Below are 15,845 nucleotides of genomic sequence, written 5' to 3'. Positions count from 1 at the left end.
GAATAAATCTTTTTATGCACAACTGCAACTTTTCCCCACCTAAAGCGACTAATAAACAACAAGTAAAATCATTTTTATGGAGACACGTTTTGATGAAGTCATCTTGCTTTTAAAACAGGCAAGAAGCAACGCCATCAAGCAAGTTAATATTGAATTGATCAATATTTACTGGCAGGTAGGGGCGTATATAAGTAATAAAGTTGAAAATGCTATTTGGGGTAACAAAACAGTAACTGAACTAGCAGATCATATTGAAAAACATCATCCGGATCTGAAAGGCTTCACTCGTAGAAATCTGTACAACATGAAGCTGTTTTACGAGGCCTATACACCGTCATTATCTGATGATAATCAATCTGATATAATTATGCAGACAGTGTCTGCACAATTTAACCAAACAACTAATATCACAACACAATATAAATTGTGCGGTCACTGACCGCACAATTTATACTCACAACTTTAATACCCCGCATTCTGCCCAAACTCATTACTACTCCTATCAATCTGATCCTGCGGTATCGGCCTTAACACATGCTTCTCCACTATATTCAACCCGCCCTGTGGATTATGCAACCTCACCCTCTCCAACAACTTCCCCGTCCTCACCAAATCAAACCATCCCATCTGCTCCCCTACCAACTCTCTCCCACGCTCATCCAATATAAAATCAATACTCAAATCCCCCTCTCCAATCTTCATCGCCTCCTTATGCACATCCGTCTCCGCATCACTCGGCCCCACCTTCGCAGCACGCACACGCAATGTATTGATATATTCCACCGCCGTCGCATTATCCCCCTTCTTCATATACGCCTCCGCCGCTATCAAATAATCCTCCGCCAACCGATAAGCTATAAATGGCCGCACACCACTCGCCTGATTATCCGGCCGCAACGCATCCGCAAACTTATTCAATGATGGATACAACTTCTCCGTATAATTACGAGGCGGCACATACAAATACTTCTTACCCGCTATCTCCCCATCCGTCACATCCACCCCAGGCATATACACCGAAGTATCCCCCACCTTCAACTTATCTGTAGCAACATTACAGTACCAAACCCTCGTAAAAAACTTCTCATACCGCCCATCATTCACCCGATCCCTATACAACGTATCCAACAAAAACTTCGTCGGTCTAAACCGCTTCCACGGCGTCCCATTCGCCAAATCCCGCTTCATTCCCGCCAACACATCATACTGCATCAAAAAGAACCTGCACGCATTATTATCCGACGAATTATACAACGCATCATTCACATACTGCACCGCAAACACCGTCTCATTATTCTTCTCATTCCCCTGCGCCCATACCTGCCCCACATCCGGCAATAACTGAAATCCATACTGTGATATCACCCTTGTCGAATACACCGCCGCACTATCATAATCCGTACCCACCGCCGAAGCAGAAGATGCTCTCGTTAAATACACCCTCGCCAATAAATGCTCCGCCGCCGGCTTCGTAGCCCTCCCCCAATCTGTCTGCGACACCGGCAACACCGCCGCCGCATATTGCAAATCACTGATCACCGATGCATAAACAGCAGCCACCGGATCACGATGCGCCTCCGTCACAATCGAAGTATTCTCTTTCAAATTCAACGGCACATCACCAAACAACTGCAACAATATAAAATAATAATTCGCCCTGCAAAACCGCGCCTGCGCCACTCCCGATAGCTTAACTGCCGAATCAAGTCCCGGTATCGCATCCGCCCTCGTCGTCACCACATTACACACATTGATCGCCTGATAAAACCCATTCCAGATCTCCTTCAAATGCGCATAACTGGGATTCAACTGCGACGTATACTGATTCACAAACTTAAAATCCCCATCCGACCCATTCGTATACGTATCCGTTCCAAACACACTCACCGTCATCCCCCGCTCTGTACTATAAAAATTTCTCAAACCCGCATAACTACCACTCACCGCCGTCGAAAACCCTCCCGGCGTATTATAAAAATCATCCGTCACATTCGTCACCACATCCTCATCCAACATCTTATTACACGATACCACCACTATGAATATTAAGAATAAGTACTTTTTCATGATCAAAATAATTTAAGAAATTAAAACGTTGCGTTTACGCCAAATTGCAACATCCACGTTGCCGGCGCATCTATACCAATCAAATTCACATCCTCCGGATCTATCCCCTTCCACTTCTGCCTGTATGGCGCCAGTATCAACGGCTGCTTCACATCCAATGAAAATCTTAACGACTCCATCTGCCACCTATCCATCACCTTCTTTGGCAACGCATACCCCAATCCTATATTTCTAATCTTGAAATAAGATCCATCAAAATAACTCAACGTATTATAGTTATTAGGCCGCTCCTGGTTTGAATTCGGACGTGGAAATTCATTCGATGGATGTGCAGGCGTAAAGTAATTCACATCCAGGTTATTATACCTTCCAAACAATGTATTATAGGTCGCATAAAAATCACTCTTGATCATACTCCCCATTCTCGCAAACGCTACTATCGACAAATCAAATCCTTTATAACTAAACCGCTGCGTCATACCTCCAGACCACTTCGGCTGCGATGATCCTAAGATCACCCTATCCTTATCATTCAATACCTTGTCATTATTCACATCGGCCAACTGTATCTCTCCCTGATGCTGTGTATACACCTGTGCCGCAGCTTCCGTCTGCCAGATGCCCACCTTCTTATAATCGTAATATACATAGGTTGGCTGCCCCACAAACCATCCATTCCCTATATCCTGTGTCTTGCCCTCTCCCAATGCCAATATCTTTTCCCGGTTTATAAAAAAGTTCACATCCATAGTCCAGCTAAACCCACTCTTCGATTCTATATTCACGGTCGAAATTCCTACCTCTATCCCTTTATTCTGCGTCTCCCCTGTATTCTCCAACACATAATCAAACCCATTACTATACGGCAGGAATCGCTGTAATAACAAATCTGTCGTCTTCTGTTGATACACTTCCACCGTACCACTTATCCTTCCCTTCAGCACACTAAAATCCAACCCAATGTTCGAAGATGTTGTCGTCTCCCACGTCAGATTAGGATTGCGCAATAAGATGGGCGAATACCCCAACGTTCCCTTATTATTAAATGAATAAGTCGTTCTGCCTAACAAACCCTGCGTGGCATAAGGCGGTATCCCCGTATTCCCGATCTTACCATAACTCGCACGTAATTTCAAATTATCAAAGAATGTTGCACCCTGCATAAAATGCTCTTTCGTAATATTCCAACCCAATGCGACTGAAGGAAAATACCCCCACTTATGTCCCGGTGCAAAACGGCTGGAACCATCCGCACGCAAAGTGAGTGTTACCAGGTATCTATCATCATATCCATAATTCACACGACCCATATAAGAAAGGATCGTCCACGTACCCAAACTACTTCCTATCCCCGTCACATTCGCTGCCTGCCCCAATCCATAATACTGCTGCCACTCCACCGGAATACCTCTCACTGATGCTGAACTACTATCCTCCCGCTGCCTTTGCACACTATACAATGCCGTCACACCAAGATTATGTTTCTGCCGGAAAGTCTTGTTATAAGTCAACAGATTCTCTACTGTATACGCCCAAACAAACTGGCTTTGTTTGGTAGCCGTCGCATCTCCTCCTCCTATGAGCAGGTCTGTACTATTCTTTCCTAAAAACAACCCATAATTATTCTGCTGTAAATCTGTCCCTACATTCAGGCGATATTTCAAACCATCGAGAATGGTCACTTCGCCATACAGACTATTGAAGAACCGAAGATGATACAAATTTTCTACCCTGTTGCCTGGTACATAATTCAACAATGCATTCGGCTGCTGGTTATCACCCGTCGGATATGTAATGAGATGTCCATTGGCATCATAAGGATCTGCTATCGGCAACATTTTCAATGCATCTCCCATACCATTATAACTACTGCCTTTGCGCGTACTATAGGCAGCCAGCATCGAAGTTCCTACTGTAATACGTTTACTGATTTCCTGGTCCACTGCCACATGCAGGTTATAGCGCTCATAACTTTGTAATTTCAATACCCCCTGATCTTTGAAGTATCCACCCGTCACTGCATACTTTGTTTTATCTGATCCTCCACTCACACCCAGGGAATGCCTCGTTTGCCAACCCGGACTAATCAACAACTTCTGCCAATCTGTATTCACGCCTCTCTTGATATTCGCCAACTCTGTTGCATTAAATATCTTCGCATCCGAAGCATCCGGGTTACTATCATCATAAGCCCCTGTGGTACGATACGCCTCTCTTTTCATTTCGGTATACTGCTGGGCATCCATCATATCCGTACGCCCCAGTGCATGCACATACCCATACAACCCTCCATAACTCACTACTGGTTTATTCCCACTTTTCCCTTTTCGCGTAGTCACCAGCACCACTCCATTCGCACCTCGCGAACCATAAATAGCAGTCGCAGATGCATCTTTCAAAATATCCATCGACATGATATCCGCCGGATTGATATCATTCATCGCCCCTGCAAAAGGAATTCCATCTACTACATACAAAGGATCATTTCCGGCAGAAAGCGATCGCGTTCCCCGCACACGTACTCTCGGCTCATCACCCGGCTTCGCACTATTATTAATGACATCTATACCAGGGGTCCTTCCCTGCAGCGCCTGTTGCGCATTTGTAACCGGTACTTCCATGATCGCCTTGCTACTGATCGAAGCAATAGACCCGGTCACATCTTTCTTCTTTTGCTGTCCATAACCAACTACGACCACTTCTTCGAGTTTCTTGTTGTCTTCGGCCAACATCACATCAATAGACGATCGGTTGTTGAGGGGGATTTCCTGTGGCAAATAACCAATAAATGAGATGACGATTGTGGCGCCGGGCGAGACTTTCAACTTATAAGCACCCATGTTGTCGGTGACAGTACCGGTCGATTTGCCTTTCACAGCTACAGTAGCACCTATCACGGGTGTTCCATCTGGTGCTGTCACCCTTCCCGAAAGGTTCACCAACTGTTGTGCGCGTACCAGGGTTCCCAACAATAGCAGATACAGGAGTATCACCCCCGTTTTCGATAACGTGTTTTTCATTACGTAGAATTTTAGAGTAACAGAATAAGTACTAGTTTATTTTGAGTATACAATGAGCCCTTCCTTTTCCCGGCGGGTAATAACTACAGCTTATTTATGTTCAATTTTAATCCAGGTTTTTCTTACAATTCCGGGTCGGGGCAATACAAGTTAAGTAGATTCGTTATAAATTGCAAACGATTGCATAAATTTAGAGACAAGTTAGTACTCCTTGGATAAATTGAATTTCTACCGTTCATCACATAAATGGTGCAATCGGTTGAATAAATGAAGGTTAATATTTATTTTTAAAACTAGTTTTGGTTCAATGTTATGAAAAACACGTTACTGGTCTGTAGTGTCCTGTTCCTCAGTAGTTGGGCAACGGCACAAAAGAAAGCTCAATGGCATTCACTCTACAATGGTAAGGACCTCACGGGATGGAAAGAAGTAAATGGGACAGCTACCTATGAGGCCAAAAAAGATGAAATAGTAGGCACATCCGTCACAGGAAGCCCAAATTCTTTTCTTGCTACCACAAAAGACTACGGTGATTTTATTTTAGAGCTGGAACTCAAGCTCGATGCGGAAATGAACTATGGTATTCAATTCCGCTCGGAAAGCAAACCTGACTATAACAATGGTCGGGTACATGGTTACCAGATGGAAGTAGACCCCAGCGACAGAGCATGGAGTGGTGGTGTATATGATGAAGCTCGTCGTGGTTGGCTCTATCCGCTGGACCTGAATCCAGGTGCGCAAAAGGCGTTCAAAAAGAGTGACTGGAATAAATATAGAATAGAATGCCGTGGATCGGAGATCAGAACATGGATCAATGGCGTTGCCTGTGCACATGTGATCGACGATATGACACTAAAGGGTTTCATCGCCCTGCAGGTGCACCAGATCTACAAGCCCGAAGATAAAGGCAAACAGATCCACTGGCGCAATATCCGCATATTAGAAAACCCGGATGCTTCACAATATTCTCCTTACGATAATATCTATGTGGTGAATAATGTACCGAACACGGTGTCTCCACAGGAGCAGAAGAATGGGTATGCGTTATTATGGGATGGCAAAACATCGAAAGGATGGAGAAGAGTGAATAAACAAGACTTCCCCACCACCGGCTGGACAATGGAAGATGGTTTACTCACTATCCACCAGTCTACCGGCGATGAAGAAGGTTCCGGTGGCGACATCATCACCGACAAACAATACGGTGCGTTCGATCTCGAGTTCGATTTCAAACTCACAGAAGGCGCTAACAGCGGTGTCAAATACTTTGTAAAAGAAGATTACGATACCAAAGGGAAATCAGCCATAGGCCTGGAATTCCAGGTACTGGACGATGAGCGTCATCCGGATGCCAAACTGGGCCGCGATGGAGACAGAACCCTGTCTTCTCTGTACGACCTGATCCCCAGGAAAAAAGATGCTAACCAGAATGCATTTAGAAAAATCGGTGAATGGAACCATGGCCGTGTCATTGTATATCCAAATAATCATGTGGAACATTGGCTGAATGGCATAAAGATGGTAGAGTATGAAAGAGGGTCTAAAGAATTTAAAGACCTCGTAGCGATTTCTAAATACAAAAATTGGAATAACTTTGGTCTTTGGCCAGAAGGGCACATCCTCCTCCAGGATCATGGTAATACTGTATCCTTTCGTAGCATAAAAATCAAAAATTTAAAATAGGTTAACAAGTTGCTTTTAATTATTAACCTAATTTTGCAGCGGGTATATAAAGCCGGAGTCGACTGTAATGTGGAAATTTCCAAATGAAACCAGGCTGAAGCTTAAACGATTGAGTAAACCAGCAAGCATTTGAAAATGAATGGAGTTACGCTGATAAATACCTGGTATTAATAAGTTTTCATTGTTCACTGTTCTATATAAAACATTCCGATTCTTCGGAGTGTTTTTTTATTTTACGCCAGTTTCCATCAACAAAATCTAAGTTAACAATGCTGTTTAAAAAGCACTATCTCCTACTGCCATCGATTCTGCTGGCAATGGCTTGTGGTCAGCCTGGCAAGAAATCCGGCAATAACGCCGATTCGCTGCACCACCTCGTCCAGAAATATTATGATGACAGAATGGAACTGTTTCCACTGGAAGCAACCATGAATGGAGAACATCAGTATGATAGTCTCCTGCAAATTGACATCAGCGAGCAATTCCGTCATCGCACTGATAGCTTTTACACCAGCTATTTAACAGCACTCAACGGAGTAGATACTGCAGGCCTTACGCCCAATGACCTGATCAGTTATCTCATGTTGCAACGCGACCTCACCCTGAGCAAAGAGCGCCTGAAATTCCCTGATCATTACATGCCGTTTGATCAATTCAGTGGCCTTACTTTAATGCTCCCTTTACTAGGCTCCGGCGCCAGCGCACAACCATTCAAAACGAATGACGACTACCGCCACTTCATGTCACGCATGAAATCATTCTCTGAATGGGCCGACACGGCTATTGCTAACATGCGCAAAGGCATGGAAACAGGTGTCGTATTACCCAAAACACTGGTTGTAAAAATACTCCCGCAACTGGCTGAAATCGCTAAGAAAGATACCGGCAATGTTTTCTATGCACCACTCAGAACCCTGAAGGATACTGCACTCGCCACTGCTTACAAAGCAAGCATCGAACAGTATATTTTGCCTTCTTATGCACGGCTGCATGACTTTATCGAAAAAGAATACCTGCCCAAAGCACGCACTACCAGCGGTTATGGCGCACTACCTAACGGTAAAGACTGGTACGCGCTCTACAGCAAATACTGGACAACCACCAACTTCACACCTGATGAGATCTTTGCCATCGGTGAAAAAGAAGTAGCCCGCATCAAAGGTGAAATGGAAAAGGTAATGACGGAGACTGGCTGGAAAGGCGATCTGCCCTCCTTCTTTACTTACATCAGAACCGACAAAAAATTCAAGATCTTCTCTACCCCAAAACAAATCCTCGATAGCTTCGCAAGCATCAAAGACAGGATTATGCCAAAGGTAAAAGAACTATACGGTCACCTGCCCAAAACACCTTTCGAAATCAGGCAGACAGAAGCTTTCCGCGCCGCTTCTGCAAGTGCGGAATACATGCAGGGTGCTGCTGATGGTTCAAGACCAGGCGTATTCTACGTACCCATTTTGAATGCAAAAGAATTTGGTTACACTGGTATGCAATGCCTGTTTCTGCACGAAGCAATACCCGGTCACCACTTCCAGATCTCTATACAACAAGAGAACGATTCGTTGCCTAAATTCCGCAGATTTAACTGGATCGGCGCATATGGGGAAGGTTATGCACTATACTGCGAAAGCCTGGGAAAAGAGTTAGGAATATATACAGATCCATACATGTACTTCGGCAGATTAAGTGACGAAATTCATCGCGCTATCAGACTCGTTGTGGATGTAGGTTTGCACTATAAAGGATGGACCCGTGAGCAAGCCATCAAGTATATGCTTGATTATGAACCAACAAGCGAGCAGGAAGCGATTGCCGAAATTGAACGTTATATGGCGTTGCCGGCACAGGCTTTGTCTTATAAAATAGGCGAAATGAAAATCCGCGAATTGAGGAATAAGTATACTGCTGAGTTGGGAGATAAATTTAATATCAAAGATTTCCACGACGAATTGTTGAAAGATGGTTGTGTACCATTGGATGTGTTGGAAGAAAAGATGGCGAGGAAGTTCAAATAAAACCATTTTGCCCTTTGCAGGATGCATTCATACTGCAAAGGGCAAACATTATGAAAAAATCTATATACCCACAATTACTGCACAGCTTCCTGATAATCCGGATTTAACAATAAAATATGTGTCTGCTTTGAGAAAAGATACTTAAATTTATAGAAGTAAATATAGAATTACTGGGAACATCGGAACCACCAAGGTTTTAAGGAACGTTGCCATATCACTAAGAGACTCATCTATATCGAAAGCTATCTGCTCAACGCGCCTTTTACCATTTCACGTTACAAAAGATATTGCACGCTTGTGCCTTATAATTATCACTGAGAGAAAAGGAATTTTTTAACTTTTAAGCTGCCAGTATTATGTTTGACATGACCCTTAATTACTGCCTTGCTTTCCCTGCCGTGGTGCGGGAAGATAAGTGGGATGATGATGTACGGTTTTCCGTAGGTGAAAAGCTTTTTTGCATGATCTCTAAGGCTTTTCCACATCAGGTATCTCTGAAATGCAGGCTGGAAGATTTCCACCGCCTCATTTCCCAACCAGGTATCGTACCGGCGCCATATTTGGCCCGTTATCACTGGGTACAGATCAAACAATTGGAAACTTTGCCAGTTCCCGAATTACAGTCTTTATTACAGAATGCCTACGATCTGGTGGTGAATTCATTACCTCCGGAAGAAAGGGCGCAGATTTTGCGTGAGCAAAGGGTATAGGACCCCTGGATTTTTTGTGGTAGGAAGGTTTGCGCCTGACGCTGGCAGCGTTCAGGACTTCTAATTACCCTGAAAATATTAAAAGCTTTTACCCAATCAGGTAAAAGCTTTTTTATTTGGTGGGTGGCCAATGGCCGACATTTTAAAAGAAGACGGTGTAGATGATATCATACACCCCAAACACGATCAGCGTACACGCAAATACTTTTTCAAGTAAGGGTGATTTCATTTTCACCGCTGTTTTCGCCCCTAAATATGAAGATGGTATCGCTGTGAGCGCCAGCAAAAGCGCTATGTTCCAGTCGATATGACCCAGGTACCAGTGCGCGATTGCCCCGGGTATAGATAAGATGGCAGATAATACGATGGAACATGCCAGCGCCTGCTTGATAGGCATTTTTAACCGCTTAATAAAGAAACTACTAAACAATACCCCGCCCGCGTTCGCCAATAAACCAGATAATAAACCAATACCTATCGCCGCCACGATCATTAACCCGGTATGAAACGCCTCTTTTTCAGCAACTTCCTCAGACTTCTTTCTTAAAAATGAAATCAACAACGTCGTACCGATGCCCATGATGAATAACGCGGTACAGATCATCAATGTTTCACCCTTTAAGTAATGGCTAAAATAAGCCCCTAATACCGTAGCAGGCACGCCAAATATTGCCCCTAATCCAATCACTCTTTTATCGAAAAGCTTCTCCTTGCTGTAAACCGCCGTTGCTGATATCGTACTCGTAATGGCCGCAGGTAATGGAGAGGCCAGGGCATAAAAGGGGTTGATGCCGGCAAAGATCTGTAAAGCCGGCGTACTCACCGCACTCCCTCCTTTGCCCAGTAAACCGGAAAGATAGCCCACTACCAATCCTATGGATAATATTACCCAATAATCTGTCTGTTGAAATAACGCAATCATATACAGGTTAGACACACACGTGCCGGTTGGCAGGTCGTCGGTTGGTTTTGATGAATTTCCTTTTTAGCAAAAATAAGTGTCGCGTACAAGCCAAAAGTACTGTGTTGACAGAGGTTCAACAAAATAATCAGGGGGATTAGGTCATTACTAAAAGTTATGGGATATAACTTTATGTTATGATTCTGACTGTCGTGAGTTTGAAGGGGAATAGCCTACCAAGTCTAGGAAATATAGGAAATATAGGAAATCAGGGGATTAGCTGAAATAATCCCCTGACAGCCAGTTTTATTGAAACAAGGTTCATTTTCGATGGTGAAACGATGGTGAAACCTGCTTTTTTTATAAAAACAGATTTCTCTTTTTTAGAACCAGACACCTTTTTTAGCCAATGCTTACCTGGAACTCATTTCATAAATGGATATTTGTAATTGATAGTCAATGCTTGAAGGGTAATTATGAAATGAGTTCTAGTATTAAATGAATACGCTCTATTGCATCGTTTTCCAGATCACATCATATATATCAATCGCCTCTACCGCACTCGTCTCCTCCCCTTTCGCCGTTATCAACACCGGGTGATACTGGCTATCTTCCGAAATTCGCCCATGTGACCCCTTAATTAATGTCGCATCCAGCGGAATCACATTCATCAGGTACCGGAAACCCAATTTCTTCTTTAACAGCTTAAAACCTGCCTTTAATTTGATCAAGGGATCTGCAGGGTTCATAAACATCTCCACCGGGTCATACCCTGGCTTACGATGAATATCTACCAACCTGGCAAAATCCGGCGCCTTCGCATCGTCCAGCCAATAATAGTAAGTAAACCAGCTATTGGTATCTGCTACCAATACCAACTCCCCACTCCTTGCATGATGCATATTGTGTGCACGCTTGCCTTCGCGATCCAATACCAGTTGTACACCAGGCGTATTTTCCACAATCGCCCTTACCTTCTTATACACCGAAGGATCATTTACATACACATGCGCAACCTGGTGATCCGCTACCACAAATGCTTTGGAAGCTCCTGCATCCAGCAGCTCCAACCCACGCTCTTCTCTTACCGCTATCAAACCTTCCTGCCGGAAAATGCGATTCAGATGAATAGGGTTATTCACATTCGTAATACCATATTCTGAAAGAATGATCACACGGGTATCCTTCTTTTCATAATGATTCACAAGCTGTTTCACCACCTCATCTACCTCACGCAATTCCTTGCTGATGCGGGGCAGATCCTGCCCGAATTTTTGTAAACAATAATCCAGGTGGGGTAGGTAGATCAATGTCAGGGTAGGATCATACATATCATCCGTCATTACAGATGCATCTGCAATCCACTGGGTAGATTTGATATTCGCACCCGGTCCCCAGAACTGAAACAGCGGAAATGTGCCTAACTCTTTTTGCAAATGATCACGCAGGGATGATGGATGTGCATAACAATCGGGCGCCTTACGGCCATCTGCTAAATACTGCGGACGCGGCGTCACAGAATAATCTGCACTGGAATACATGTTGTACCACCAGAACATTTTGGAAACAGTAAAGGAAGGATCTATCTTCCTCGCTCTTTCCCATATTTTCGGTGCATCTACCAGCTTATTTGATTGTTTCCAGAACTTGATTTCACAATCCTCACGGTCATACCAGCCATTACCGACTATGCCATGCTCCGCAGGCCATTGTCCGGTGACATAAGTACTCTGTACCGCTGTGGTGACTGCAGGCACCATAGGTTTAATTGTGCGTAACTGGTGCTGCTGTACATACCCCTTTAAAAAAGGTGTATGTTCTCCAATCAGGGAGGAGGAGAGACCTACGACGTCAATAACAACTGTCTTTTTCATGATCGTTGAGCCATTCTTAGGATATGATTCTTGTTCAAATCTAGCCTTCCATTTTCAGAATTCCAAGCTGTTGCATCACCCAGCTCACCTCGCGCGAAACTGATTGATCCATTGGCAGTTTCAATGCTGCTGGTAATACGCCCCATGTGTAGGTTTCTACCTCCATATGCTGCGTAAATAACTGTTCAATTTGCAACGCCAATACTTCACGAATATCAGACTGTGTTGAATATAGTAACTCGTAGTGTTCTAAAAATACCGGTACATGAAAGTGTGATCGCCACTCCACTACATCCTTATTGTCCGCATCTTCCAGTGCCTGCGGTAAGTCAGGATAATGCAGAAAATCACCGTTCGATTTTCGCGCAATGACCTGGTGTAAATAAGTCGGTTCGTTGAATGCACTGAATGCCTGCACCACCGCTTCTCTTTCTACAGGAGCTGCTGGCATAGCAGCTTTCAGCGCTGCACTGATTTGTAATTTACCAACTTTCAACCCATACTCCTGCAACTTTCCTAATACAAATGCAGGCGACTCATATACCAATGCAAAGTGGCATACGTCATAGCATAATTGAATATGCATTTTTATAGTAGCACCAGCTTCTTTTTCTGTCATATCAAACTGGTCCAGCAGATAGTTAATACCCAATGGCATCAGGTAAGCAAAGTACCAGTCTATATACTCCTGAATATTCTCCATCAATCCATCTGGCTCGGGTTCTATATCCAGGTGCATCACAGGACCCCCTGCGCGATGTATACGTACTAACTGACCCAGTACCTGCAACATATTGAACGTGGCAGTTTCCATCGCCGCTTCTGTATCATCATGCCATAGTTTGTACGACAAGGGCGCTGTAGAAATACCACCTTCCATATCTGCCGGCAACAAAGCAGCGAGAATACGGAACAAACGAATGGTATATTCCACTCTGTCCGAAGTGGTCCAGTCAGGTGTATGTACCTGATCTTTTACCACGGTATGATGAAAGCCTCCGTATGGAAAACCATTCATCGTAAATACATAGCAACCCTGTTCTTTCAGCCATTGCTTGAAAGCCAGCAGATTGGTTTCTTTAGAAAGCTCTAAACTCGCCGTGTTGGCAAGACGCAGACCAATACCAAAAGGTTTATCAGGTGAAATACCAGACTTAATAGCTGGAATATATTGTTGCAATTGCGCGAAATGATCCGGCCAGGTTTCACCCGGGTGAATATTCGTGCAATAGGAAAGATGACCTGTAACTGTTTGCATGAAAATAGGTTTTAAGAAAGCGATTTGACTGTCTCTACAGCTTTGTCTAAAAGTGTCAGATCCATCACATGCACTTCTGCTGCCACACCGATCCCCTTTAATAAACAAATGGTGAGTCTGCCGCCAAGGTGTTCCCTGAACTCTTCCAATCCCTTGATAACCGGCGAAGGAATACCTTCTTTATGCTCCATTAATGGATGGTACACCGGCAGTTGTAACTGCTGCAATAACTTTACTATCCGCAAAGCAGATGCCTGATCCAGCCACCCCAGCAATGAAGCATAGATACTGTCTACTGCCATACCAATAGACACAGCTTCTCCATGGCGCAATTCGAAATTGGATAACTGTTCCAGCTTGTGCGCACTCCAATGGCCAAAATCCAATGGCCTGGAAGAACCACTTTCAAATGGATCGCCCGCACCACCAATGTGGGCCATGTGTAAGGCGGCACAACGATACACCAGTTCCTGCATGAGCGGAAGATCTCCGTTTGCCAGCGCTGTAGCATTCGCTTCCAGCCATTCAAAGAAAGGAGCATCTTTGATCAGTGCAACTTTTACCGCTTCAGCAATACCTGCCCGCCAGTCTTTCGGATCCAGCGTGGTAAGCAAATGTGCATCGTTGAATACGGCTGCAGGTGGTGCAAAGGTGCCCAGGAAGTTCTTCTTCCCTTTGTAGTTAATACCATTCTTGACACCTACACCTGAATCATTCTGTGATAATACGGTGCCTGGTATACGAATATGACATACCCCACGATGAGATACGGCGGCTGCAAACCCTACCAGGTCCAGTACGGCGCCACCACCAATGCCGATTACAAATGAATGGCGGTCGATGGAATACTGATCAATCGCGTCAACAAGGCTGTAAAATAACGGCATGTCGTTCTTTACAACTTCGCCACCCGGAATAACCAGTATGTCGCCAGCAAGTTCAAAACCCTTCACGGTTTCGCAATAATGTTTAATTTGTACAGGAAGGTTCGGATGATGTTTGATCAATCCTTCATCAGCAATAACCAGTAAGCGCTTGCTGAGATTGTTCGCGGCCTGGGATTCCAGGTAGTTCTTAAGCAGTGGGTTCCCTGAGTCAAAGAGATGGGTGGTAAAAAATACCTCGTAGGTATATGGTACACTGAATGTCTGTTGAATAACGTGCATAGCTATGATTGTGTGCTCATCAAATAATAAAAGCCGTTTTAAAAGTAGCATAAAAAAATCGCTTTTGCCAGTGACAAAAGCGATTTTCTTTGCGCTGGTCCTGCGGCCAACTATATAAATTTAAAATATCAGGTTACAGCAAAAGCTTTTGCAATCAGCATGGATATTGGCAACAATATCAACACCAACAATGCATGTTGCAGGGTGGAAAACGCCGCTACCCATGCTGCATTCATGGCTATCAACGCAATGATCCCTCCTTTCACCGCCTTACCAATATTAGGTCCTGTGGGATTTTTCATGGCAATCCACAATGGTCTGTTAATCATAATGATGAATAACAGGATGAACGGCGCTGCAATGAGCAGGTGTTCATTGTAATACGCGAGTGCTACCATCGTACCATATACCAATGCATAAGCAACAGCTGCAATCCGTATAGTCATTGCATTGCCCCCATGTACTTCACCACGACTGATGTAGGTCACTGCCGCTATGTACACGACAGGAATAATCCCCATCCACCAATACGCCTGCAAAGCAGGCATCACAATACTAATTCCTAACAATAAATTCAATCCCCTGCAAAGGCCCATATTCACAGGGCCCCATGCCCGGTGTTTTCCCCATTTATCATATACCAGTGCACATACAGTAATACCCAGTGCTATAAAACCAGTCACACGCGCAACTGTAAATGCCGCCAGTATACCTACTAATAAAAGGTACGAACCCAGTACAATTGCCTGGTTCATAGAAATTATGCCACTTGGAATCGGGCGTTCAGGGCGTTCTACTGTATCCAATTTTGCATCCATCACATCGTTGAATACCACACCTCCTCCATACAGACCTATAGTAGCCAGACAGAGACAAAGTACGGGCAACAGATGATCCAGGTAATTGACCATTTCTGACCCCAAAAAACCGGATATAGCTATCCCGGCCAAAACATCTGCTACAGCTGTCACGATATTGGCAGGACGCATTAAACGTAAATATCCTAGTAATTTGCTAATAATATAATTCACCGGGTACACGGGTTTTCTCAATGACGAATGACGAAATACGAATTGCAATTGATCCATATTCACATACATGTTTAAATTTGTTAGCGCAACGAACAATTCGTTGCCGGGTTAAAATAACCT

11 protein-coding genes are annotated in these 15,845 nt (G+C 44.1%); 4 read left to right on the top strand and 7 right to left on the bottom strand.

The window, feature by feature from the left end:
- Positions 1-76 precede the first annotated feature (76 nt).
- Positions 77-439, top strand: coding sequence for a DUF1016 N-terminal domain-containing protein (locus tag BW716_RS00480; protein ID WP_083720132.1), 363 nt, complete (start codon positions 77-79; stop codon positions 437-439).
- 23 nt (positions 440-462) lie between these two features.
- Here the strand turns inward: BW716_RS00480 and BW716_RS00475 are convergent, their stop codons facing one another.
- Both BW716_RS00475 and BW716_RS00470 read right to left on the bottom strand, forming a co-directional pair.
- Positions 463-2,067, bottom strand: coding sequence for a RagB/SusD family nutrient uptake outer membrane protein (locus BW716_RS00475; RefSeq protein ID WP_083720131.1), 1,605 nt, complete (start codon positions 2,065-2,067; stop codon positions 463-465).
- 20 nt (positions 2,068-2,087) lie between these two features.
- Complete coding sequence (locus tag BW716_RS00470; protein ID WP_083720130.1) at positions 2,088-5,087, bottom strand: TonB-dependent receptor; 3,000 nt, start codon at positions 5,085-5,087, stop codon at positions 2,088-2,090.
- Positions 5,088-5,399: 312 nt separating this feature from the next.
- Here BW716_RS00470 and BW716_RS00465 point away from each other — a divergent pair, with 312 nt between their 5' ends.
- The 3 genes from BW716_RS00465 (at position 5,400) to BW716_RS00455 (ending at position 9,495) form a co-directional block, all read left to right on the top strand.
- The gene (locus BW716_RS00465) at positions 5,400-6,770 is read left to right on the top strand and encodes a DUF1080 domain-containing protein (protein WP_083720129.1); all 1,371 of its coding nucleotides are present in this window, start codon (positions 5,400-5,402) and stop codon (positions 6,768-6,770) included.
- Between the two features lie 269 nt (positions 6,771-7,039).
- Positions 7,040-8,785: a DUF885 family protein gene (locus BW716_RS00460; protein ID WP_235643380.1), complete on the top strand. Its 1,746-nt coding sequence runs from the start codon at positions 7,040-7,042 to the stop codon at positions 8,783-8,785.
- 365 nt (positions 8,786-9,150) lie between these two features.
- The gene (locus tag BW716_RS00455) at positions 9,151-9,495 is read left to right on the top strand and encodes an MmcQ/YjbR family DNA-binding protein (RefSeq protein ID WP_220388690.1); all 345 of its coding nucleotides are present in this window, start codon (positions 9,151-9,153) and stop codon (positions 9,493-9,495) included.
- A 142-nt stretch (positions 9,496-9,637) separates the two neighbouring features.
- On the opposite strand, the gene BW716_RS00450 is transcribed toward BW716_RS00455, so the two are convergent.
- The 5 genes from BW716_RS00450 to eboC form a co-directional block, all read right to left on the bottom strand.
- On the bottom strand, positions 9,638-10,432 hold the full coding sequence (locus BW716_RS00450) for a sulfite exporter TauE/SafE family protein (protein ID WP_235643378.1): 795 nt from the start codon (positions 10,430-10,432) through the stop codon (positions 9,638-9,640).
- 473 nt (positions 10,433-10,905) lie between these two features.
- A complete protein-coding gene (locus tag BW716_RS00445; RefSeq protein WP_083720126.1) occupies positions 10,906-12,270 on the bottom strand; it encodes an alkaline phosphatase family protein in 1,365 nt (454 codons plus the stop codon).
- A 40-nt stretch (positions 12,271-12,310) separates the two neighbouring features.
- The gene (gene eboE, locus BW716_RS00440; protein ID WP_083720125.1) at positions 12,311-13,528 is read right to left on the bottom strand and encodes a metabolite traffic protein EboE; all 1,218 of its coding nucleotides are present in this window, start codon (positions 13,526-13,528) and stop codon (positions 12,311-12,313) included.
- A gap of 11 nt (positions 13,529-13,539) precedes the next feature.
- Positions 13,540-14,745 (bottom strand): 3-dehydroquinate synthase, encoded by a 1,206-nt coding sequence (locus BW716_RS00435; RefSeq protein ID WP_235643376.1) that lies wholly within the window; start codon positions 14,743-14,745, stop codon positions 13,540-13,542.
- Positions 14,746-14,822: 77 nt separating this feature from the next.
- Positions 14,823-15,782 carry a UbiA-like protein EboC gene (eboC, locus tag BW716_RS00430; protein ID WP_235643374.1) on the bottom strand — a complete coding sequence of 320 codons (960 nt, stop codon included), beginning with the start codon at positions 15,780-15,782 and terminating at the stop codon, positions 14,823-14,825.
- Positions 15,783-15,845: the final 63 nt, after the last annotated feature.

This window comes from [Flexibacter] sp. ATCC 35208 (assembly GCF_001975825.1).
In the GTDB taxonomy this organism is placed as follows: Bacteria; Bacteroidota; Bacteroidia; order Chitinophagales; family Chitinophagaceae; genus Chitinophaga.
Note: the sequence above shows the minus strand (reverse complement) of the source record. Positions and strands in the feature narration are given on the sequence as shown.